The organism is Sphaerospermopsis sp. FACHB-1194, assembly GCF_014696235.1.
Classification (GTDB): Bacteria; Cyanobacteriota; Cyanobacteriia; order Cyanobacteriales; family Nostocaceae; genus Sphaerospermopsis; species Sphaerospermopsis kisseleviana.
Map to the genome: position 1 here is coordinate 1 of NZ_JACJPU010000064.1, position 24,609 is coordinate 24,609.

Sequence of the window (24,609 nt, forward strand, 5' to 3'; positions counted from 1 at the left end):
CACCAGTCACCAGTCCCCAGTCCCCAGTCACTAGTCCCCAGTCTCCAGTCCCCAGTCCCCAGTCCCCAGTCCCCAGTCCCCAGTCCCCAGTCCCCAGTCCCCAGTCCCCAGTCACCAGTCACCAGTCCCCAGTCACCAGTCCCCAGTCCCCTTTTTGCGAAATTTCCTCAAAAAAATCTCAGAAAGGGGTTTCACCCCTCACGGTAAAAATGTTATACTGTGATCAGTAGATGCATCCTGATGATTTGGAGAGCTATTCAATGGCTCTCTTTTTTAGTTTGATTGCAAGTATTCAGCTATCAGTATTCAGCCATCAGCAAGAAAGAATAATGGAGCATCCCAATTAGACTTTTCCAGAAAAGAAATTATGGAACCTATTTATGGGGGCAGGGCGAAGCTTATGGGATATCTAGATGTCTGATTTTTTCGTCAAATTATCACCCATAAGCTTCGCCCCTACAACTTATGACAAATTAATAGATTCTATTTTGGAGAGGTCTAATGTGTAAATTTATGTTGATCTAACGAAATAAACGCTCTCAGGCTTTATATAGTCGTAGACAGAGTAGTTAGGACATCAATTAAGCTGTTACACAGCTAAATTGTATGATCCTAATATTCTGAACTCTTGTTTAACAGGCAAGATGCCTGTTCCACTTATACAAATTAAATGCACAACAGCTTAATCATAAAACTGTTTAGACCAGACTCTAAATTAATTTCTTTCTGACTTTGCGCCTTTGCTCCTTTGTGTCTTTGTGCGAAACTTGAATCAAGATGTGGTTCATTTACCTGAAAATAGCTTTTTTCCTATTCCCTATTCCCTATTCCCTATTCCCTATTCCCTATTCCCTATTCCCTATTCCCTATTCCCTATTCCCTGTTCCCTGTTCCTATCCAAACAGATATGATAACAATTCAAACGGACATGATATAAAATCCAAAATTATGACAGACTGGAAAGAAATTACAGGTGGTGTGACAGCACCCAGGGGATATAAAGCAGCAGGTATTAAAGCTGGGTTGAAACCTTCGGGATTGCCGGATTTAGCGTTAATATTATCAGATGTAGATGCGATCGCTGCTGGTGTATTTACCACGAGTCATGTGAAAGCCGCTTGTGTAGATTATTGTCGTCAACGTTTACAAAGCAAGCATACCACTAGAGCTATACTGTGTAATGCCGGTCAAGCTAACGCCGCTACAGGTAGTCAAGGGGTGAAGGATGCGTTAGAAAGTGCAGACTTGTTAGCGAAAGAGTTGAACATTTCCCCAGAATCAATTTTACTCGCTTCCACTGGGGTAATAGGTCAAAGAATTAAAATGGATGCTTTGCGAAATGGGATACCTAAGTTAGTTGCAGAACTTTCCGAAACTGGATCGGATGCTGCCGCAGGAGCTATTATAACCACAGATTTGGTAACAAAATCCATTGCTTTAGAAACCACTATAGGCGATCGCCCGGTGCGAATTGGTGGTATTGCTAAAGGTTCGGGGATGATTCATCCTAATATGGCCACCATGTTGGCATTTGTTACCTGTGATGCGGCAGTATCATCTACATTATGGCAACAAATGTTAACACGGGCTGCTGATAGAAGTTTTAATTCGATTACAGTTGATGGTGATACTAGCACCAATGATAGTTTAATAGCCTTAGCTAACGGTGCATCTCGTACCCCTGCGATTACAGAAACCGGACCAGAAGCGGAAAAATTAGAAGCAATGTTAACCGCAGTCTGTCAACATTTAGCTAAGGCGATCGCCCGTGATGGAGAAGGTGCAACTTGTTTGGTAGAAGTGCAAGTCACCGGTGCAAACGACGAAACCGCAGCGCGACAAATAGCCAAAACCATTGCTGGATCGTCCTTAGTTAAATCTGCAATCTTTGGACGAGATCCCAACTGGGGAAGGATCGCTGGTGCTGCTGGCCGTGCAGGAGTACCCTTTGAACAAGACAACCTGAAAATTAAAATCGGTGATTTTGTACTCATGGAAAATGGCCAACCTTTACCTTTTGATAAAGCTGCTGTTAATGCTTATTTGAAACAAACGTCCGCAGGTGCTTATCTCCAAGAAGATACAGTATTAATTTCCGTTAGTGTCGGTCATGGCCACGGAACAGGTACAGCTTGGGGTTGTGATCTGAGTTATGACTACGTGAAAATTAACGCCGAATATACAACTTAAAGTTTGCGGAAAAAGTCTTTTCGTGAGGATAGGGGACTGGGGACTGGGGACTGGGGACTGGGGACTGGGGACTGGGGACTGGGGACTGGGGACTGGGGACTGGGGACTGGGGACTGGGATTTAAAGGAAATTGTGGAATTTGCCCAAAAACATGATTTATGGTTAATAGAAGATAACTGTGATGCTTTGGGAAGCCTTTATCAAGGGAAATTAGCTAGTTAATCATTTGCTAACTTTCGCTAACTTAAAAACTTTCCAAACAACCTCTAATATACGAAGCTAGACGAGTGATATCATCAAAAACATTGGTAATTGGTAATTGGTAATTGGTAATTGGTAATTGGTAATTGGTAATTGGTAATTGGTAATTGGTAATTGGTAATCGACATGAGAATAAATCAATATCTGGAAATAGAGGATGAAAATCAATGACAATCAAAATCAAGACAATCAAAATCAAACCTATTGCTCATCTTGAAGTGAAGGGCTTAATCTTAACTTTCATACTCACAGCTTTCATATCTGAAACTGCCCAAGCTCAATCTATCCCCACGATCAATATTCCTACCATAACAGCACCAAATATCTCTGTTGTTAAACCATCAATTAACATCCCAAAACCTAACATCCCAAAACCAACTGTCACAATTCCCAATGTAACTCCATCTACACCTACTGTACCAGTTCCCAAAGCCGCTCAAATCACAATACCATCAGTTATTGAGGTCAATGGTACAGCAAATAATACACGCCCTAGCTTTGTTTCTGCTATCAAGGAAGACAGTAATCCAAATCAGATTAGTACAGGAAGAGGAAGTACCACAATTAATATTCCCCCTGCTAATCTTCCTATTCCCCCTGCAACTACAACAGTATCTACTATTAATGTAGTTTTACCCTCTACAAAGATTGTTCCTGTTGCAGATGTCAATTTTAATGTCACCACAACTGACATTCCTTCTCTTGGTTCTCTGATCAACACTGTTAATCTCTCCTTCCCATTACCAGTTTTAGACTAATTTTTGGTTGATTTGATTAATTTTTCCATCAATAGACCTCTCCGAAAAAGATGTAGGGACAATTCATAAATTGTCCCTACCAAGGGTTTCAGGTTATGAGTAGAAAAACCTTGGACTTTGTTGGTTTTTACCTCGTTTCAAAATACAAAAAACTCCTTGATATCCTCGATCTCCTGACTCCTCGTTCGCGACTTGTACTGAGCCTGTCGAAGTAAGCGTGGCGAAGCCATTCTCCTGACTTCTTGAACTTCTTAATATCCTTCTAGAAATTAAATTCCATATTCAATTGCCCTCTAAAACCAAAATCATTATGACCTAACCTAGAATTAATTACCAAACCAGAATTAGGACTTTTATAGCGAAATATCATTCCATTGTGAGGATCTTCTGCTTGACTTTCAAATCCTCTCACAGTAGCCAGAGAATAATTTGTATAGTAAGGACCAATAGTAAAAGTTCCTATTTCTTGATCTCTAATCATATCATAAGTAGCTTCAATTTGGTAGTAAGATGGATTACCAAAAGAAATAGAACCATTAACATTAAACCCTACGTTATGGGAAAAGTTGAATAGAAAAAAAGTACCAATATTGCCAAAGTTACCAGATTTAACATTAGAATTGAGCATTTGTGGGGTATAACTAAACACCGGATAAACAGTGATATTAAAATCTGGTTTGACAAACTGAAATATATGCCCTAAAGAAATACCAGATAAATTCAAACTATTATGATTAGTGTTATAACTTAATGAAAAAAATGGTGAATTAGCTATAATCGTGTGCCATTGCTTCTTTTCATCATAAAATATATTCGTAAAATCAACCTTAGCTGCAAATTTCAACATTCCTCCTATGGAACTTTCCTCTGTAATATTAGGAATTAATTTACCTAAATTATTATCAATCATCGGTGCAGAATCGGGAAATAAATTAAACCATGTTCCCGCAGATAAAGCATAACTAAAATTATTAATACTTCCAGACGCTGTTAGTTCAACTGCTGGTAAAAAAAGATTTCCAGCATAAGAAGATGTTTGGATATCTCTTTGTCGAAACGTACTCAGTTTTATCCGTCCAAAATATGAATCATAAATTTTTCCCGGACCCAAGAAAGGAACAGCAGTAAACAGATTAGCTAAATTATTAAATACATAAGATTGATCAAATAAAACTTTTCCATCGGAAGTTTCACCACGAATGAAAGTAACTTCAAAGGTTTCCGGTGCATTAATTTGAGTTAAATTTGTGGGGATATTAACTCCAGTATAAAGTATTGGACCCAAATCAATAGGACGGACAAAATCTATTACTACAGGAGTTTCAGGAGTCCAAGGTTCTATTGTTTGTTCCATAAACTGCACACTTCTTTTATAAAGACCTGTTCTCAATTGCAATAATAATGAACTGTCTGGAGTAATATTACTAGCAAAAGTATAACTTCCTGAAACTTGGGAAAGATTGCTATTAGTATTTCCATAATTAAGAGTATCATTTAACCGTTGGTTCATCTGTCTACGTTGTTGAGATGTAGCTTTTGTATTTAAAGTAGCTAACGGTTGCAAATTATTATATTTCTTTTTAGCTTCACTAATAGTTTCATTCAAATTACCGGGATTAATAACATTAAATACGCTACCAAATATTAAACCTAAACTAGCGTTTTTAGTTTGATTAAAATCAGTATTTTTCCATTGATTTGTAGTTATAGATAACCCAGGATTAGCAAAAACATTTAAATAATTTAATTTAATTTTTTCTGGATCATAATGCAGTAAAGTTCGGTTATGTGACCAACTTAAAGTATATCTATACCAATCTAGATTTTGAGGTTCTATGATATTTAAAGTGGCAATTTCAGGATTTTGTTGACCCAAGTTATACCACATCAAAGAATTAAGATAATGAAAATCTCTTTGTTCCCTAGTTAAAAAAGGATTGGTGAGAACTGCCACAATATCATTGTTATCACTTTGATCAAGTTGTAAAGTTTTAATTCCCGGAGAAGAACTAATCGGAGCGTTAAAAGCATATCCCTCTTTAGTGAAAAAATCACCTAATGTGAGTCCCGCAGCTTCTAAATTTTCCCGGGGTATAATACTGCCAATTTCCAACTTCACACCATTATTTAATAAAGGTTGTAAATTGACAGTGGGAAAAAATTGTAAAAATCTGAGTGCATTGGTAGCATCTAAATTACTAAATAAAGAACCTCCTCCCTCAAGTGCATTTGTGGTTGCTTTGCGGGTATCATTTATGGGAATAAATTTTTGAATAAAACTACCATCAGATCGGGTTATATTAAAATTAAAACTGGCATTATCAGCTAAACTAGCTCCCGGTGGTAAGACAATTTCCCCAGCACCGCTAATAATATTCACATCATTGAAATTGATATTCCCAACTAAATCTTGAAGAACAATAGGAAGTCCAAATACTGATTGCATTCCCGAAAACACTGTAGACACTTTTCCAATTTGTCTAATTTTTTGTTGATTAGAACGACCTTGATAACCAACATTGAAATGCCTACCTTCAGTTTCAATCACTACTCGGTTGCCATCCAATACCCAATAAAATTGTTCATCATCGGGATAATAAGAAATATTCGCTGATTTAATAGTAAGATCATTAAATTCTCCTTCCTGGAAACGATTACCTGCTGTAAATTTATCTAAGTCAAAACTGAATTGAGAATAAAAATCAAATTTTAAATGTTGAAAATTTCGAGGATCAATAATTAGTTTATCACTTGTATTTACCAAAAATGGATATCTTGATGCACTGTTATCTAACAAGTTACGCATCAAGGTTCTCAATATTTTTTTATTTTCTTCTGGTGTTAATTGTGATTCATCTTCTGGTTTTTGTTCTGGTTTTTGTTCTGGTGTCTCCTCTGGAATAGGTACAGAGGGTAATTCTTTGGGAATTACAGGCACATTTGGCTCAAGTGGATTCAATTGTGCTTGATTTTGATTATTAATCGCTTGTGCGAGTAAATTGTTTGCTGGTATTACAAGGTCACGTTTAATTAGATTTAAATTAGATAAATCAGAACTAATAGAATATTGTGTATCTATATTTTTATTATGGTAATCATTAGTAACTACTTTAGTTTCATAGTTAGATAGTGCCGAAGAATTGTTATTCTCTTTGTAAGTAGAGATTTCTACCGACAAATTTTCTTCTGTAGGGGTTGGTTCGTCTAAATCAACATTTGGAAGCTCATTAACCTTTTCCTCCTCAGTGGCAATAGCTTTGATTGGTAACAGTGCCACTGTTGACAAAGTTAAGAAAATTCCAGCATTCCAGAAAATGTTTTTTCTCTCCATGGACTATTCTGCATTTAATTTGTATAACTCTTGCGGGCAGGACTTGTACTGAGGTGTTGCTGATAAAGTCTTTGTGTGAAGACTGGTGACTGGTGACTGGTGACTGGTGACTGGTGACTGGTGACTGGTGACTGGTGACTGGGGACTGGTGACTGGTGACTGGGGACTGGGGACTGGTGACTGGTGACTGGGGACTGGTGACTGGTGACTGGTGACTGGTGACAGTTTCAGTTATCTGTGATCCGCCAATTTTTTGATTTCTCAGCCCCAAAATGCACAGTTTTTTTGATCTATTCTTCAAAACCCTTGCACTAATTTGTTTCTTTATTAACCTGTAACCCTTGATATATCTTGCTTTTGTCCTTATTCATCATGTCCTTATTCATCAAGCCCTACTGAGATTGTTAAAGCCTATACTGAGCAATTTGTACTAAGCGAAGTCGAATTAAATCAAATTACGCCAAAGAGGATGTTTGAAAACTATCTCATGGTGTATCTAATATCTTCAGATCCTCCTCTGAAAAAGGGGGATTTTGACTTTATTTTCCCCCTAATTAAGGCTCACAAGGGTTGGTATTTTACTAAGTATTTACATTGTCGTGACGGCAAGAATTGGGGGACAAAGAAGGACAGTGGACCAGAAAGGAAAACCGTAAAAATAATGTACGATCAGTAATAAAAACTGACGTTCAACAGACCTTGTATTGAGCGAAGCCGAAGTACATTTTTCGTATAAAATCTTTCTTGTCTAGAATACCTCCTTGTCTTCCAGATCTTGTTTTCACAGATAATTAAGGGGAATTAGGGGATATCACAGCAAGTCTCTAAAATCATCATCCAAAACTTTTAAAACAACAGCTAATAACCGTTGTTGATTTTAATTATACCAATTTGTTGTCCAATTATTATAGTGATGTAAATACAGATTTTTTTCACGGGAATCAATAAAGTATAAAAATCATATTACGTAAGTACACAATTGAACGAACAATTACTTAAATAAATCCTCGTTAAAACTATTTACTCAAAGCGTCAAAACCTTACTTTTGCAACCTATTTGAACTATCACAACCTTAGTTGGTATGATAAAAAACTGAGAATTAGATTATACCTTTAATCGGTATTATTAAGAAATGCTATAGTTTTTTTTAAGTGAAGTTACATCAAAAAAATGTTCAAATTTCAGTATTTTCACGTTGACAAAGGTGAAAATAACAGTGTACTGTATTAAATGTAAATCCTTGCTCAATACCCCCAAGTATCTAACGTCAATTCCGTACAGTATCAAGCATTGTATTTCACATAGATGCAACGTGCTGTATATCAGGATCTATGACTAAATAGGTCTTGGTTTTATCCTGTTAGAAGAAGTGTCTGAATTTCACAAGTCCCAAAAAAAAGCAATTCTTAAATCAAGAATAAGGCAAAGTTTTGGTAGTTGATAGATTCATAGATTTTTTGAGTAAAAAAAAACCAGGAGTGTACAAATCATGAAAGCTAAATCTAATAAGACATCGAAAGCTGCTGCTATTGCATCTCTGTTAGCAGGTGGCGCAGTTACCGGTTCATTTATCGCTGCTGAACCAGCTAAAGCTCAATTCGTCGGTGCTGATTCCCAGTCTAGAGTATCTGCTGCTGTCACCAGTGTTTTAACTAACGGTGTCACTAACAGCTTTGCTGCGGAAGTCGTATTTCCACAAGGTGATTACGTCTCCACAGGTGCGGCTACAGTTACTGTCAATTACGCTACTATCGGTGCTGATGTAAGCCAGTTAGCGATTACAAGTGCAAACATAAATGCGCCTAGTGTTACTTATGCACCAACCACAGTTGAAGCTGCTACTGCTCGTGCGATTGATGCTGCTAAGAATCTTAGTCTTTATGGCGACGTTATCGGTATCGTTAAATCTTGGCAAAGTGGCGGTTCTGCGGCATTAGACTAATTTAAGGAAGGTTAGCGATTCCTACTACTAAAAGGGGAAAGCAGGAATCGTCAACCACCTTGATGGGACATAATGCAGGAAAATTACGGCACTATATCCTACAGTTCATCCCCTGTAGGTCAACCGGGGGATGACCTGATTTTATGCTGAATTTGAGTTAATGTCTGCGATCTTTTCTCCAGATGGGAAAATACAAGTTGGGAAAGGTTGGGATAGTCAACAACTAGAGTGTCCCAACCATGAACACCAACTTTACGCAAACGTTAAAAATATCTGTTGTTCAATTTTTATTGGTGGGGGGAGCAGTTGTCACCTCATTGATTGCAGATAAATCTGCTCAGGCTCAGTTTATCGGTTTTGATTCCCAATCTAGAGTTTCTGCGGCAGTGACGAGCGTTTTATCCAATGGTACAACTAGCAGTTTTGCATCAGAAGTTGTATTTCCGCCAAATTCTATTGGGCCTAGTGGTCAACTGACATTAACAATTCATTATGGTGCTGTAGGCCATGATTCCAGTCAGGTGACAATTACCAGGGGAAATTTGAATGCTGGAACTGTTAATTATACAGATAATTCCATTCAAGGGGCGATCGCTCGTGCCATTGATGCTGCCATTATTCATCGTCGTTTTGGTGACATTATTGGCATTGTGAAATCATGGCAGAGTGGTGGTTCATCTGCTCTAGACTAACAATGTTGGGAAATTAACCAATTTATGAAAATACCTCTCTCTTGATATGAGGGAGGTTTTATCAGCCCAGTTTCACTAATTTTCACAACTAGCAAATAACCGGGGCGTGAGGCTAAGAATATTTTAATGTTAATCACCATTCTTAAAATATCTTAAAATATATGACCATTTCTGAAAAAGAATACTTTGCCAAACGTAGTAAACAAATTGAAAAACGTAAACGAATTTTAACAATAGTTTCCATAGTTTCATTTTTCGGTTCTATTGCTTTTGGGGGTATCAGTACGTTATTATCATCACTATCATCGGCGAAACAGCAACCTCAGCAATCCGCTACTGAGTCAGTGACAACGCAATTGCAAAAACAGGCACAGGGTTATGAATCAGTTTTACAACGAGAACCGAATAACCAAGTAGCATTAGAAAAGTTATCTATTATCCGGGTAAAGTTGGGAGAATATGAAAGAGCGATCGCACTTATAGAGAGACTGGTTCAGTTGTATCCTGATCGGCAGGATTATAAAATGGTGTTGGCTGAAGTGAAGAAAAAAAACACAGGAAAATAATCAACTTGCTAAATAGGGGTTGCTGAGAAAGTCTTTCCGTGAGGGCATAGGAGTCAGGAGTCAGGAGTCAGGAGTCAGGAGGAGATTTGAAAATTTCTTTGCCATCTCTTGAAATCCCAAAAAATGCACACTTTTTCCGGTATACCCTTCAAAACCCTTGCACTAATTTCTGTGTTTATCAGCCTCTAACCTTTGATATATCAAGGTTTTAGGTTTATTCAGCAAACCCTAAATAGGTAATTGGTAATGTTTCTCAAAAGTTTATTATTAAATAATAGTTTTTGGGTTAGAGTTTATCCAGGACTTGAGCCAGAAAAGTTAAGTTTTATGACTAGCCAGATCCGAAAGTTTGTTCAAAACAGAGAAAATTATGTTAATCTTTAACTAAGGTTAAATAAGTCAAGATGATACTTATGACAAAATTAAAAAATAAATTAACAGAAAAGTTAGATCATAATTTAAAATGTATTTAAAACAAATGCTCATGATCACCTAGTAATTAACCATCAAGGAGAAAAATATGAGAGCAGAGTTAAAAAACAAAATTAAAAATTTATATGATGCCGACTATAATCTTTGGGTATTAGAGACGGTTAAACAGTTAGAAAATCGAGATTTAGATTCTTTAGATTGGGATAATTTAATTGAGGAAGTTTTAGATTTAAGTAAAAGGGATAAACGAAAAATAGAAAGTTTGTTAATGAAATTGATTGAACATTTACTAATTTTACAATATTGGCAAGGAGAAAATGAAAGAAATAGAGGACATTGGCAAAGAGAAATAACTAATTTTCGCAAGCAAATCAAAAGATTATTAGCAGATAGTCCTAGCTTAAAAAATCACTTAGAAATGAAGTTAGAATTATGTTACAATGATGGAAGAGAATTAGCTAGTCAGCATTCTCAACTTCCCTTGAATACTTTTCCAGAAGAAGCGATCGCTACTCTTGAAAAATTTTTAGATGATCATTGGTTTGCTAATACATAAAATAAGTTGATTATGTGCATCTGTAAGACATTGCTAAAGCTGATGTCGTTTTAGATACCTATCCCTACAACGGTGCAACCACAACCTTAGAATCATTATGGATGGAAATACCTATAGTTACGAGAGTGGGAGAAAAATTTGCAGCCCGTAACAGTTATAGAATGATGATGAATGTGGGTGTAACTGAAGGTATAGCAACGAGAATTATTATGGCAATTTCATCAGATGTAATGCTAGGGAATAATGTCATTATCCATCATCCTGAATTGGTTAATCTTTACGGATGTAAGATTGGCGATGATACTAAGATCGGTGCTTTTGTAGAAATACAAAAAGGTGTAATTGTGGGTGATCGTTGTAAAATTTCTTCCCATAGTTTTCTTTGTGAAGGAGTCGAAATTGAGGATGAAGTTCTGATTGGTCATGGTGTAATGTTCATAAATGATCGTTATCCTAGAGCCACAAGCAACGGTAATTTGAAAACAGAAGCTGATTGGGATGTAACTCCAGTGAAAGTCAAACGCGGAGCATCTATAGGTAGCGGAGCAGTAATTATGTGTGGAGTAACAATAGGTGAAGGAGCGATGGTTGCTGCTGGAGCAGTAGTTACAAAAGATGTACCTGAATACGCGATCGCTATGGGTGTACCTGCTAAAGTAACAGGTGATGTGCGGGAGCGTGAGTCATGATAGGAATTGGTGTAGTTGGTTATGGCTATTGGGGTCCGAATCTGGTGCGTAACTTTTATGAAATACCAGAATCCCAAATAATTGCTGTTAGTGATTTTCGAGCAGAAAGATTAGCTCAAGTCCAATCCCGTTACCCTACTATTGGTGTGACATCAGACTATCAAGATTTAATTAATGATGATCGAATTGATGCCATAGCTATTGCTACTCCAGTATCAGCACACTTTGATATAGCTATTCAATCTCTACAGGCTGGAAAGCACGTTTTAATAGAAAAACCTATAACGGCAAGTTCTGAACAAGCATTACGATTAATTGCTGAAGCCGATAAACGTAATCTAGTTCTGATGGTAGATCATACCTTTGTTTATACAGGTGCAATTCGTAAAATACGTGAGCTTACAGAAAATAATACATTGGGTAATATTTATTATTATGATGCAGCAAGAGTCAATCTGGGGTTATTTCAGCATGATGTAAATGTAATCTGGGATTTGGCAGTACATGACTTATCAATTATGGATTATGTATTGCCTTCCAAGCCTTGTGCTGTATCGGCTACAGGTATAAGTCATGTAAGTGGAGAACCTGAAAATATAGCCTATATAACTTTGTTTTTTAATGAGCAATTAATTGCCCATTTGCACGTTAATTGGCTGGCTCCTGTAAAAGTTAGGCGTACACTAATTGGTGGTAGTCAAAAAATGATTGTCTATGATGATGTAGAACCTAGTGAAAAGGTAAAGTTATATGACAAAGGGATTACGGTCAATAATGATCAAGATAATCTGTATAAAATGCTAATTAACTATCGTACAGGTGATATGTGGTCGCCGAAGTTAGATATGACAGAAGCTCTAAATAGAGTGGCATCACACTTTATTAATTGTATTAAAACAGGCGATCGCCCCTTGACTGATGGTAAAGCTGGGTTACGAGTAGTAAAAATTCTGGAAGCTGCTACTGAGTCTATGAAACACCAGGGTAAATTAGTGCCATTGAACTGGACAAAAGCAGAAGTATCACCATAGAAGTAAAACTATGATTCCATTTGTAGATTTAAAAACACAGTATGCAAATATAAAAGACGAAATTAACCAGGCTATTTCTAAAGTTTTGGAAACAAGCCAATTTATATTAGGGGAAGAAGTACAAGCCTTTGAAACTGAGTTTGCAGCTTACTGTGGTGCTGATTATGGTATTGGGGTGAATTCTGGTACAAGTGCTTTACACTTAGCCTTATCAGCTTTGGGAATTGGTGCTGGTGATGAAGTTATCACCGTACCTTTTACCTTTGTGGCGACAGTGGCGGCTATTTGTTATACAGGAGCTAAACCTGTTTTTGTAGATATTGATCCCATTTCTTATACTATAGATGTTAACCAGATTGAGTCCGCTATTACTGAACGAACTAAAGCCATACTTCCTGTTCATCTATATGGACAACCTGCGGATATGGACTCTATTCTCGCTATAGCTAAAAAGTATAATCTGAAAGTAATTGAAGATGCGGCTCAAGCTCATGGTGCTGAATATAAAGGCAAAAGGGTCGGTAGTCTTGGTGATTTAGGTTGTTTTAGTTTCTACCCAGGTAAAAATTTAGGAGCTTATGGTGAAGCAGGAATTGTCACCACCAATAACCCTGAGTATGCCCATACTATTAAAATGTTAAGGGATTGGGGACAAGAAAAAAGATATTACCATGACCTCCATGCCTATAATTACCGTATGGAAGGAATACAAGGGGCTATATTAAGGGTTAAGTTACGCCATTTAGAAACCTGGACACAAGCTAGGAGAAGTCACGCTCAAGTTTATAATGAATTACTAGCAAATTCTGGGTTAAAAACTCCTGTAGAAATGCCTTATAGTCGTCATGTTTATCATATTTATGCGGTGCGATCTCCTGATAGGGATATTTTACAAAAACAATTAATGGATAAGGGGGTGCAAACAGGTATTCATTATCCTATTCCTGTTCATTTGCAGAAAGGTTATGCTGATTTAGGTTATAAATTAGGTGATTTTCCTTATAGTGAATCAGCCGCGAATGAGGAGTTATCTTTGCCTATGTATGCAGAATTAAGTGATTCATCTCTTAACTATATTGCAGGAGTATTTTAAGTTTTGTATGAGTGAGGATTTAAACAATAAAATTGTTAAAGCACAGCACGGATTAAAACAAATTCAAGAAGATCCTAATTTTGAGAAAGAACTAGCACAATACTTACAGGCTTCGTTCCCCAAAGAACACTTAATCAACTTATATGAAAGATTTATTATTCCAGATGGTCAATTTGATACTCTTATGAGAAGGGTATTGTGGAAAGCTTTAACTAAAAAAATAGGTAATAATGTTATTATTAGTAGTGAAGTACGTTTTAATCATCCAGAAACTTTTGAAATAGGTAATGGTGTTTTTATTGGAAATCAAACCTATATACAAGGCAGATTTGATGGCAAGTGCCTAATTGGTAATCATGTTTGGATAGGTCCAGGTAGTTATTTTGATGCTCGTAATTTGATAATAGAAGATTATGTCGGTTGGGGTCCAGGAGCAAAAATTTTAGGTTCAACACATACTGGTGTACCTATAGATGTACCGATTATTCAAACAGATTTAGAAATAAAACAAGTGAAAATTTCTATGGGTGCTGATATAGGAATGAATGCAGTAATTCTTCCAGGAATAACGGTCGGTGAAGGTAGCATAGTAGGTGCAGGAGCAGTAGTAACGAAAGATGTTCCCCCTATGGCAATTGTAGCTGGTGTACCTGCTAGATTTTTACGTTGGAGAAAGGAATCATGAAAAAAGTTTTAATCACTGGTGGTGCAGGGTTGGTTGGTTCTCATATTGCCGATCAATTAGTTAAACAAGGAGTTTCGGAAATAGTTATTCTTGATAATTTTGTCAGGGGTACTAAAGCTAATTTAGAATGGGCGATCGCTAATGGGAATGTCAAAATCATCGCAGGAGATATTAGAGATCAGAAACTACTCAACGAAATCATACCCGGTGTGGATATTCTTTTTCATCAAGCAGCAATTCGTATTACTCAGTGTGCTGAAGATCCAAGATTAGCATTAGAAGTATTAGTAGATGGTACTTATAATGTTTTAGAAGCAGCCGTAAAAGCAAAGGTTAAAAAAGTTATAGCAGCATCTTCAGCCTCAGTTCTCGGACTCGCAGAAGAATTTCCTACTACGGAATCCCATCATCCTTATAATAACCGCACTTTTTATGGTGCTGCCAAAACCTTTAATGAAGGTATGTTACGCAGTTTTAATGAAATGTACGGATTAGATTATATTGCCTTACGTTATTTCAATGTTTATGGATCAAGAATGGATATTTATGGGGTGTATACAGAAGTTCTAGTGAGGTGGATGGATCGTATTATCGAGGGAAAACCACCTCTGATTTTTGGTGATGGGTTACAAACAATGGACTTCGTTTCAGTAGAAGATATTGCCAGAGCTAATATTTTAGCTGCTCAAAGTGATGTAACTGATGAGGTATTTAATATTGCTAGTGGTATAGAAACCAGCTTGAATGATTTGGCATTTAGCCTTTTAAAAGTAATGAAATCTGACTTAACCCCCGAATATACAGGCGAAAGAAAAGTTAATCCTGTAAAAAGAAGATTAGCTGATACAAGCAAAGCTGAGAAATTACTAGGATTTAAAGCAGAGATTTCTCTAGAAGAAGGTTTAACCCGACTAGTTGATTGGTGGAAAAAGACAAAAAACATTTCATGAAAAATAAAGTTTATATGCTGATAAAAATGTTTATGGACACAAGAATTTAGTATGAATGAAAAATCATCTTTTATCCCTATTGCTAAACCTTTTCTGGGCGAAGAAGAAGCCCAAGCTGCCAGTCAAGCCATTTTATCCGGCTGGGTTACACAAGGTCCACAAGTCAAAGCTTTTGAAGAAGAATTCGCCGAATATGTGGGGGCAAAACACGCTTGCGCTGTTTCCAGTTGCACCACTGCATTACATTTGGCTTTATTGGCTGTTGGTGTTCAACCTGGTGACGAAGTAATTACCGTATCTCATTCTTTTATTGCCACAGCTAATAGTATTCGCTACTGTAATGCTATTCCCGTATTCGTAGATATTGAACCCCAAACCTATAATATTAATCCTGATTTAATTGAACCAGTAATCAGCGATCGCACCAAGGCAATTTTAGTAGTCCATCAAATGGGAATGCCTTGTGATTTAAAAGCAATTTTAGATATTGCCAAAAAACATTCCTTACCCGTGATTGAAGATGCGGCTTGTGCGATCGGCAGTGAGATATTATGGGAGGGAGAATGGGAAAAAATCGGTAAACCTCATGGAGATATTGCCTGTTTTTCCTTTCATCCCCGCAAAGTAATTACCACTGGTGATGGTGGGATGCTAACCACTTCTAATCCTGAATGGGACAAAAAATTCAGGTTATGGCGACAACATGGCATGAGTGTACCAGATACCGTGCGTCATGGCTCAAAACAAGTTATATTTGAAACTTATCCAGTTTTAGGCTATAACTACAGAATGACTGATATTCAGGCAGCAGTCGGGCGGGAACAATTGAAGAAATTACCAGAAATAATTTTTAGAAGACGGCAACTAGCGGAAAAGTATCAGGAATTATTGTCTGATGTTTCTGGAGTAGAACTGCCAACAGAACCACTATGGGCAAAAACTAATTGGCAAAGTTATTGTATTAAATTAGCTGACCATATTGATCAAGTGGAGGTCATGCAAAAATTATTAGATCAAGGAATTGCTACAAGAAGAGGTATAATGTGCGCCCATAGGGAAGAATCTTATCAGAGTTTAACTTGGCAGTGTAGCATAAAGTATAATTCCTGTGATTGTGTTAAAGCAGAATGTAAACAGTTAGAATTTAGTCAACAATCTCAAGATAAATCTCTTATTTTGCCTCTTTTTCCAGATATGTTACTACAAGAACAACAAAAAACATCTGAAAATCTAAAACGGATTGTGCAGAATTTATAAAATGAAACTTATATCATACATAACAAATTAGGAGAAAACTTTATGAAAATAGACTTAATTTATCTCGATTCCTTTTCCTATCCTTGGAATATTAGTAAAGGATGGGTGCAAACCTTAGAAAGAATGAAATTGTTAGGACAAGCATTTTTTGTAAATGAGTCAACTTATGAAATAGTATTTCAAGAACTAAAAAAAAGTAAAAGTGATCTGGTTATATTAATAGGAGGAGATCATTATTTACCTTTTCTACATGATGAACCTCAAAAACGAGATTTTTGGCAAAGTCTCAAACAAACTACTGTTTGTCTTTGCTGGGAAACCATAATTAATGCTAAATTCCCTAATACAATTGAGAAATCTTCAAGTGCTAGGTTATGTTTTGACTATTTTATTTGTTCTGACGAAAGAGACTTGAGTTTTTTTAATAATCAAAATAACATTTGTTTTGCTCCAGTCTGTGTTGATGAACAAAGCTTTAAAGTCAAATTACCTATTCAAGAACGCCCAAAACAAATGTTCTTCTTTGGACAGATTACAAATTTTAATATCCCCGGTGTATATGATCAAAGAAGAGAACTATTGCAACAGTTACTAGCAGCACGAGCAGTAGTATTTGTTAATGGATGGATTGAAACTCATAATTCACCAGATGTATTAGTCAATCTGTACAACAATTTTTATTCAGTAATTAATCTACCTACTAATATGGGAGGTTATACACAAAGAGTTTTTGAAGCAATGTCTTGTGGAACAACATTATTACAATACAGACTAGAATCTCAGCCTATATGTAGCAGTTTATTTGTTGAGTACGAAGATTACATCCCTTATGATATTACAAACTTTTCCAAATTATTACATACCGTCCAAAATCTTAATAATTTATTTGACTTAGAAAAAATCACTAAACAAGCTAGAGAAAAAATATTACAATATCATACAATAGAAAAAAGAATCCAACAAATTATTAAATTTGTCCAAGATGGTGAAAAAATTGAATATCAAATTCTTCCTGAACTAAAAAATACCAATATCTCATCTAACCTGTCACAATTAACATTATCTTACACGCAAACAAAATCACAGACTTGTAAAGTTTGTGGTTCAGATTCTCATTATTTCTCTACAGCAAAAATACTTCAGAAATATGATGTTGATTATTTTCAGTGTTCAAATTGTGGATTTGTCCAAACAGAACATCCTTACTGGTTAAATGAAGCTTATTCAGAAGCAATAACCAACAGTGATGTTGGTTTAGTCTATCGTAATAATATGATGGCAAATATTGCTGCTAAATTACTATTTAATTATTTTGATCATGAAGCCAAATTTTTAGATTATGGTGGTGGTTATGGTCTTTTGGTAAGATTAATGCGAGACCAAGGATTTAACTTCTACTGGTATGATAAATTCTGTAAAAATCTTTTTGCAACAGGTTTTGAATTAACGGAAAATATTAAATCCGATTTATTATTAGTAACAGCATTTGAGTTATTTGAACATTTTACTTATCCTCTGCAAGAATTGGAGGAAATGCTGAAATTAGCTCCTAACATTTTATTTAGCACATCTTTATTACCGGAAAATAATCCTCAACCTGATCAATGGTGGTATTATACTCCCCATGAAGGTCAACATATATCTATTTATACCAGGAAATCCTTAGAGGTTTTAGCGGAAAAATATAACTTAAAATTATATACTGATGGAAATTCTTTGCATCTTTTAACTACAAACAAAAATCTCCCTGAAAATTTGTTTGAAGCAGTTATTAGTGGTAAATTACCATCATCTGAAAAACAATCTCTTCTATCCCATGACTTTAATCAGGTTGTTAGTCAGATACTAGCAAAAAATTCTGCATTGAATGTTAATGAATCGGTAAATATTACTGAACTAAAACCACCAATCATTCTCATAGATGGGGTATTCTTCCAACTACTTAAAACAGGAATTGCTAGAGTCTGGAGATCCCTGCTACAAGAATGGGCAAATACTGAATTTGCTAATCATATTTTAGTCTTAGATCGTGCTAATACTGCACCTAAAATCAATGGTATTCGTTATCGTACCATTCCCCCTTACGATTACAACAATACAGCAGCAGATAAACAGATGCTCCAGCAAATTTGCAATGAAGAAGGAGCAGACTTATTTATTTCTTCATACTACACCACGCCAATTACAACACCATCTGTATTTATGGCTTATGACATGATACCAGAAGTATTAGGAGCTAACTTAAATGAACCAATGTGGCGGGAAAAACATCACGCTATAAAACACGCATCTGCATATATAGCCATTTCTCAAAATACAGCCCGTGATTTATCTAGATATTTTCCAAATATAGCTGTAGAATCTATTACCGTTGCCCATTGTGGAGTTAGCAATACCTTTTCACCAGCCAACCCACTACAAATCAATACATTTAAACATAGATATGGCATCAATAAACCATACTTTTTATTAGCAGGTAATTTAGCTGATTATAAGAATCAGATTTTATTCTTAAAAGCTTTCTCAAAACTCCCCAACAGCTACGAATTTGATATTATTTTTACTGGTTTTGGTGGAGTGTTTCCACCAGAATTGAGAGATTATACCTCTGGCAGTGCTGTACATCAATTACGACTCAGTGATGAAGAATTAGCAATAGCTTACTCTGGTGCAGTAGCTCTAGTTTATCCTTCTAAATATGAAGGTTTTGGAATGCCCATAGTAGAAGCAATGGCTTGTGGTTGTCCTGTAATTACTTGTCATAATAGTTCAATGCCAGAAGTAGCGGGAGAAGCCGCTATATATGTCAAGGAGAATGATGTGGATGCAATGGCCAATGCTTTAACTTCAGTGCAGAATCATAATTTACGCGCATCATTAATTACAGCAGGTTTAGCCCAGGCGCAAAAGTTTTCCTGGACAAAAATGGCAGACAAAGTAAGTTCAGCATTGATAAATGCAACTCTCTTGTCATTAAAACTTAGAGATATTAACTTAATCATCTTCCCCGATCCCACACAACCAGAACAATCTATTTATCAAGACTTGATCAACGTCATTACCGCTTTAGAAGAACATCCTCATAGTGACAATATTACCTTACTCATCAACGCCAGTAATTTTCCTAGCCAATTTACACAAGCATTCATGGATAATTTGTGTACGCAAGATGAGGAAGAAACAGCAGGATTAGAAATTTCCCTAGTCGGTAAATTATCGCCTATGCAGTGGGAATCTCTGTTACCTCAACTGACTGCTAGAATTGTTTTAACACAGGAAGATCAACAAACACTAGAACAATTGCCAATAAATCAATTGCAATCATGTGAAGTTGAAAGTTTAAATTATCAACTATCTATTCTCTTAACAGAAAGCCTTAAACAAAACCTACGTCTGAGAGATATTAACTTAATCATCTTCCCAGAACCCACACAATCAGAACAATCTATTTATCAAGACTTGATCAACGTCATTACCGCTTTAGAAGAACATCCTGATAGTGACAATATTACCTTACTTATCAACGCCAGTAATTTTCCTAGCCAATTTACACAAGCATTCATGGATAATTTGTGTAACCAAGATGAGGAAGAAACAGCAGGATTAGAAATTTCCCTAGTCGGTAAATTATCGCCTATGCAGTGGGAATCTCTGTTACCTCAACTGAGTGCTAGAATTGTTTTGAACAACGAAGACCAACAAGCACTGGAACAAGTGCAACTGGAAAACTTGACATCTTACCAACTTGATAATTTAGACAATCAACAATTTTAACTGATTGTTTTTTAACTGATTGTTTTTAACTGATTGTTTTTTAACTGATTGTTTTTAACTGATTGTTTGCAAACTACAGGACTGGTTTTGTATCTATGATGATTTTTTGCGGTGGAATTAGTAATGATTTGAGGAGTTTATCTCACAAACTTTGTCAAGCCCTGCTCACCCAGACTGGTAAAATAAATATTCAAGGGACTGCTTGTAATACTGCGGCGGAAATTGACGCTTATTTTAAAATCATAGGAGAACCAAAACTACCAACACTAATCCAATATCAAATTCTTTCTGATTCAGCAGTAGAAAAAATCAATCAAGGTCAAGCTCAGAATATTTATCTATATCAAGACCCTCGTCAAATTCTAGCTGCTGCTATTCATACTCCTAAAAAGAAAGAAACTTTTGAATCTCATTTCCTTCATCTTTGGCAACAATGCCTAGAAAAATACTGTAATGATGTCAATAAAACTTTATTAATTTCTCAAGAGAAATTACTTAAACAACCACATCTAGAAATTGCCAGTTTAGGAATATATTTGGAAATTGAATTAACGGAAATTGAAATTGCACAATTATTAAAACAGCATCCTATAGAGAAACAGAATACAGAGGAATGGCAAAAAATTCTTGATTCTCAACAATGCTTACTAATTGAAACCTTACTCAGTCCATTATTACTGAAATTTGATTATGAAACAGAGTCTAGTTTATCTCAAAGATTAGAACAACATTTACAATCAATTCAATTAGAATCTTTAATCATACAAATTGATAAAATTGTCAGTCAAATTCGCAATTTGAAGACCGAACTGCGGGAACAGTTTTATGAATCTATTGATAAACATCTTGTTACCACATTAACTGCAAGGGAGTGTTTGCAGGAAGCGGCGGAAGTTTGTCATTTGCTAGGAACAGTCTTAATCAAAAATGACTTACAAGCATCGGAAAAATGGTATTTACGCGCTCTGAGTATTCAACCTCAGTTAGCAAAATCTCACTATAATTTGGGCTTTATTTATGAAGAACAGGATGAGTGGGAAAAAGCTATTGATAATTATACTCATGCTATTACCATTAATCCCCATTATACTAAAGCTCACTATCGTTTAGGATTGATTTTTAAACGTCAAAAGGATTTTAGCCAAGGGATAGATAAATTTTCCCAAGTCTTGCAACTAGAACCGGAACATCAAGGTGCTAAATTCAATTTAGCTTTACTTTGGCACAAAGGAGAAGGTGCGGATTTTATTCAAAATCTTCTAACTGAGAAAGAGTTAGAACTGTTACCTCAACTGACAGAAGAAATTAACGACACTGGTGCAATATTGGTGAGTGAAGGCAAATTGGAACAAGCTAAACAATGTTTTCAATCTGTAATAGATTTAGATCCAGATTGTGTTTTGGGTCATTATAATATTGGTTGTGTTTTACAAAATCAAAAACACTATTCAGAATCTATATCAGCTTATCGCCAAGCTTTAAAAACTGATCCTAATTACATTGATGCACTCAAAAATTTAGGTTATGTTTATTATAAAACCGGACAAATTGATTTAGCTCAAGAATGTTTCCAAAAGATCCTGGAAATAGATCCTGATCATGCCGAAACTTATGAAATTTTAGGATTTATTGCTGGTGAACAAGGAAAATTGTCAGAGTGCATTAATCTATTAAATGAAGCATTAAAAATTAATCCCAATAATCCTAAACTGCATTCTTGTTTTCTGTTTAATTTAAGTTCCCTCACCAGTTTTACACCCCAACAAATATTAGATTCTGCTCAATTGTGGTATCAGCAACAAGTAGTTAATCAATGGTTGCCAAATCTGACAAACCATAGAAATGATAAAACTCCCAACCGTCGTTTACGCATTGGTTATATTTCCCCTGATTTCCGTAGACATTCAGTCAGTGCATTTATTAAACCTATTCTCCAACACCATGATCGTACCCAGTTTGAGGTTTTCTGCTATGGAGAAGTGAATTATCCTGATGCAATCACCGATGAAATTATAGATATTTGTGATGCTTGGCGTTCTACAGTTGGTCTTTCTGATTTGCAGGTAGCGGAGTTAATTCAAACAGATCGCATAGATATTTTAATTGATTTGGCTGGACATACAGCAAACAATCGGATGATGGTTTTGGGGATGAAACCTGCACCGATTCAAGCAACTTATTTAGGTTATTTTGCTACCACTGGTTTATCAAGCATTGACTATTGGATTACTGATCAAGTTCTCCATCCCCATGATACCCAGGAAAAAACCAGCGAAACTATCTGGCGTTTACCTCGTTGTTATGTTAGTTATGAACCTCTGAAAGATGCACCTGAAATGACTGAACTTCCTTATGGAAAAACGGGTGTTTTCACTTTTGCATCTTTTAATAATTTACGTAAACTCACACCAGAAACTTTTGCTTTGTGGATTGAAATTCTCAAAGCAGTTCCTAACTCTCGCTTGGTGTTAAAATGCCACAGTTCTGATGTATTTAGTCCTTTGGTGGCGGAAAAAATTCAAACTCCTTTTGTAGAACAGGGTATAGATCCGAAACGTATCTTTTTATATGGTGGATATGCTACTGATGAAGACCACCTAAATCTTTATAATCAAGTTGATTTACATTTGGATAGTATACCCTATACAGGATGTACTACAACTTGTGAAGCTTTATGGATGGGAGTACCGACGGTGACTTTAGCAGGTACTCGGAAAATGGAAAGAATGAGTGCCAGTATTTTGCATGGTATTGGTTTAGATGATTTCATTACCCATAGTGGTGTAGAGTATGTGCAGAAGGCAGTAGAATTAGCCCAAAATCCAGATTATCTGCAATCTTTACGTTCAACGATGCGGGAAAGACTTTCTTCTTCTCCTCTGTTGGATGTGAAAAACATAGCCGGCAGTTTAGAAGTAGCTTATCGCCAAATGTGGCAAATTTATATTCAACAAGAATCTACAGCAGCTAACAGCCAAAATTCTCCTATTAATTCTGCTTTTCCTGTTGATTTAGAACCTGCTGACGCTATTAATTATTATCAACAGTATCTGGAAAATCATCCTGATGATGCTCAGGCTTACTATTATTTAGGTTTAGCTTATCAAAAATTAGATGATGTAGAAAATGCTATTCCAGCTTATTTGCAAGCCCTGGCTATTAATCGTTCTTCGGCTGCAACTTATCAAGCATTAGGTACACTGTTAGAAGAACAAGAATTAACTGATCAGGCTGAAAAATATTATCGGTGTGCGCTGTTAATAGAACCAGATAATATTGAAATTAGAAGCAATTTAAAACTTTGATCAGCTCTATTTAAGGGGGGTTGGGGGGATCAATCAGTGTCATTGATGACAATAAAAAACTTTCCAAACAACCTCTAAATTAAAAACCCATGAATGAACAAAAAACCATTCCCACCGGCTACCTACGCAAAATCCATCATATTGCTTTAAAAGTTGCCGATATGCAAGCATCACGCCATTTTTATGGACATATTTTAGGATTACACGAACTCACAGGCGAAGAAATTCCCGAAACATTAAAACAACTCGTTGCTGAAGGCAAAGTTGCTAATTTTATCACCCCCGATGGAACAATATTAGACTTATTTGGAGAACCAGAATTATTACCACCAGACCCCGATCCCAGTAAATCTTTTACTAGAGCATATCATTTAGCATTTGATATTGATCCCCAATTCTTTGATCAAGCTGTATCGGTAATCCGAGAAAATAATTTAGTCATAGCTTATGGACCCCTTACCCGTCCTACAGGTAGAGGGGTGTATTTTTATGACCCCGATGGGTTTATGATAGAAATTCGTTGTGATCCTCATTAAATAGAAACATGGAAAAAGTTTTAAAAGTTATCAATGACGTAATTACTAACCCACCCATACCCCATGAACCCTATAAACAATCTTTAAAAAATTGGGCAAAATATTGTTTACAAAATAAGGGTTTTATTGTCACCTATGCTCAAAATTATGATTTTGCTGTGGAAGTCAAAGGACAAGGAAAGCTGTATTTTAAGGTGACAGATAATGCAGTTGATTTGGATGATAAAATTAACTGGATAGTGTGGGATAGTGCAGCGAAAAAAGCTAGTTTTATTCCGCAAATGTTATAAATGACTGTAGGTTGGGTTAAGCGATATCGCAACCCAACGAATTATTTAGGGGTTGCTGAGAAAGTCTTTCTGTGAGGGCATAGGAGTCAGGAGTCAGGAGTCAGGAGTCAGGAGGAGATTGGAAAATTTCTTTGCCATCTCTTGAAATCCCAAAAAATGCACACTTTTTCCGGTATACCCTTCAAAACCCTTGCACTAATTTCTGTGTTTATCAGCCTCTAACCTTTGATATATCAAGGTTTTAGGTTTATTCAGCAAACCCTATTTAGG

The 24,609-nt window shown here is 36.1% G+C and carries 21 protein-coding genes; 18 read left to right on the plus strand and 3 right to left on the minus strand.

Going from position 1 to position 24,609, the window contains the following annotated elements; translation table 11 throughout:
* From H6F45_RS23810 to H6F45_RS23820, 3 genes are all read left to right on the plus strand, one after another.
* Positions 1-230, plus strand: a 230-nt coding sequence (locus H6F45_RS23810) for a hypothetical protein (protein ID WP_190348563.1), incomplete at its 5' end; no start/stop codon positions are given.
* A 718-nt stretch (positions 231-948) separates the two neighbouring features.
* The gene (gene argJ / locus H6F45_RS23815) at positions 949-2,190 is read left to right on the plus strand and encodes a bifunctional ornithine acetyltransferase/N-acetylglutamate synthase (RefSeq protein WP_096572626.1); all 1,242 of its coding nucleotides are present in this window, start codon (positions 949-951) and stop codon (positions 2,188-2,190) included.
* A 3-nt stretch (positions 2,191-2,193) separates the two neighbouring features.
* A complete protein-coding gene (locus H6F45_RS23820; protein WP_190348564.1) occupies positions 2,194-2,412 on the plus strand; it encodes a DegT/DnrJ/EryC1/StrS family aminotransferase in 219 nt (72 codons plus the stop codon).
* A 22-nt stretch (positions 2,413-2,434) separates the two neighbouring features.
* On the opposite strand, the gene H6F45_RS23825 is transcribed toward H6F45_RS23820, so the two are convergent.
* Positions 2,435-2,626 (minus strand): hypothetical protein, encoded by a 192-nt coding sequence (locus H6F45_RS23825; RefSeq protein ID WP_347237792.1) that lies wholly within the window; start codon positions 2,624-2,626, stop codon positions 2,435-2,437.
* On the opposite strand from H6F45_RS23825, the gene H6F45_RS23830 reads away from it, so the two are divergent.
* Complete coding sequence (locus tag H6F45_RS23830) at positions 2,619-3,209, plus strand: hypothetical protein (protein WP_190348565.1); 591 nt, start codon at positions 2,619-2,621, stop codon at positions 3,207-3,209. The genes H6F45_RS23825 and H6F45_RS23830 overlap by 8 nt on opposite strands.
* A 262-nt stretch (positions 3,210-3,471) precedes the next feature.
* On the opposite strand, the gene H6F45_RS23835 is transcribed toward H6F45_RS23830, so the two are convergent.
* Both H6F45_RS23835 and H6F45_RS23840 read right to left on the minus strand, forming a co-directional pair.
* Positions 3,472-6,540, minus strand: a complete 3,069-nt coding sequence (locus H6F45_RS23835; RefSeq protein WP_190348566.1) for a hypothetical protein — start codon at positions 6,538-6,540, stop codon at positions 3,472-3,474.
* Positions 6,452-6,811 carry a hypothetical protein gene (locus tag H6F45_RS23840; RefSeq protein WP_190348567.1) on the minus strand — a complete coding sequence of 120 codons (360 nt, stop codon included), beginning with the start codon at positions 6,809-6,811 and terminating at the stop codon, positions 6,452-6,454. The genes H6F45_RS23835 and H6F45_RS23840 overlap by 89 nt, the downstream gene beginning before the upstream one ends.
* A 1,219-nt stretch (positions 6,812-8,030) precedes the next feature.
* On the opposite strand from H6F45_RS23840, the gene H6F45_RS23845 reads away from it, so the two are divergent.
* From H6F45_RS23845 to H6F45_RS23915, 14 genes are all read left to right on the plus strand, one after another.
* A complete protein-coding gene (locus H6F45_RS23845; protein WP_190348568.1) occupies positions 8,031-8,483 on the plus strand; it encodes a TEK-like protein in 453 nt (150 codons plus the stop codon).
* A gap of 239 nt (positions 8,484-8,722) precedes the next feature.
* The gene (locus tag H6F45_RS23850; protein WP_137667259.1) at positions 8,723-9,175 is read left to right on the plus strand and encodes a TEK-like protein; all 453 of its coding nucleotides are present in this window, start codon (positions 8,723-8,725) and stop codon (positions 9,173-9,175) included.
* A 161-nt stretch (positions 9,176-9,336) separates the two neighbouring features.
* Positions 9,337-9,741, plus strand: coding sequence for a tetratricopeptide repeat protein (locus tag H6F45_RS23855; RefSeq protein ID WP_190348569.1), 405 nt, complete (start codon positions 9,337-9,339; stop codon positions 9,739-9,741).
* A 520-nt stretch (positions 9,742-10,261) separates the two neighbouring features.
* Complete coding sequence (locus H6F45_RS23860) at positions 10,262-10,729, plus strand: DUF29 domain-containing protein (RefSeq protein WP_190348570.1); 468 nt, start codon at positions 10,262-10,264, stop codon at positions 10,727-10,729.
* Between the two features lie 29 nt (positions 10,730-10,758).
* Positions 10,759-11,418: a DapH/DapD/GlmU-related protein gene (locus H6F45_RS23870; RefSeq protein ID WP_347237793.1), complete on the plus strand. Its 660-nt coding sequence runs from the start codon at positions 10,759-10,761 to the stop codon at positions 11,416-11,418.
* Positions 11,415-12,449 carry a Gfo/Idh/MocA family oxidoreductase gene (locus tag H6F45_RS23875; protein WP_190348571.1) on the plus strand — a complete coding sequence of 345 codons (1,035 nt, stop codon included), beginning with the start codon at positions 11,415-11,417 and terminating at the stop codon, positions 12,447-12,449. Before H6F45_RS23870 ends, H6F45_RS23875 begins: the two co-directional genes overlap by 4 nt.
* A 10-nt stretch (positions 12,450-12,459) precedes the next feature.
* Entirely contained in the window at positions 12,460-13,542 is a 1,083-nt protein-coding gene (locus H6F45_RS23880) for a DegT/DnrJ/EryC1/StrS family aminotransferase (RefSeq protein WP_190348572.1), read from the plus strand.
* Between the two features lie 7 nt (positions 13,543-13,549).
* Positions 13,550-14,227 carry an acyltransferase gene (locus tag H6F45_RS23885; protein WP_190348573.1) on the plus strand — a complete coding sequence of 226 codons (678 nt, stop codon included), beginning with the start codon at positions 13,550-13,552 and terminating at the stop codon, positions 14,225-14,227.
* Entirely contained in the window at positions 14,224-15,177 is a 954-nt protein-coding gene (locus H6F45_RS23890; RefSeq protein ID WP_190348574.1) for an SDR family NAD(P)-dependent oxidoreductase, read from the plus strand. Before H6F45_RS23885 ends, H6F45_RS23890 begins: the two co-directional genes overlap by 4 nt.
* A gap of 51 nt (positions 15,178-15,228) precedes the next feature.
* Positions 15,229-16,434, plus strand: coding sequence for a DegT/DnrJ/EryC1/StrS family aminotransferase (locus H6F45_RS23895; protein ID WP_190348575.1), 1,206 nt, complete (start codon positions 15,229-15,231; stop codon positions 16,432-16,434).
* Positions 16,435-16,476: 42 nt separating this feature from the next.
* Positions 16,477-20,208, plus strand: coding sequence for a glycosyltransferase (locus H6F45_RS23900; RefSeq protein ID WP_190348576.1), 3,732 nt, complete (start codon positions 16,477-16,479; stop codon positions 20,206-20,208).
* Between the two features lie 95 nt (positions 20,209-20,303).
* Positions 20,304-23,513: a tetratricopeptide repeat protein gene (locus tag H6F45_RS23905; RefSeq protein ID WP_190348577.1), complete on the plus strand. Its 3,210-nt coding sequence runs from the start codon at positions 20,304-20,306 to the stop codon at positions 23,511-23,513.
* Between the two features lie 89 nt (positions 23,514-23,602).
* Positions 23,603-24,049: a VOC family protein gene (locus H6F45_RS23910; RefSeq protein ID WP_190348578.1), complete on the plus strand. Its 447-nt coding sequence runs from the start codon at positions 23,603-23,605 to the stop codon at positions 24,047-24,049.
* 8 nt (positions 24,050-24,057) lie between these two features.
* Entirely contained in the window at positions 24,058-24,339 is a 282-nt protein-coding gene (locus H6F45_RS23915; protein WP_096566966.1) for a hypothetical protein, read from the plus strand.
* The last annotated feature ends 270 nt before the right edge of the window (positions 24,340-24,609 follow it).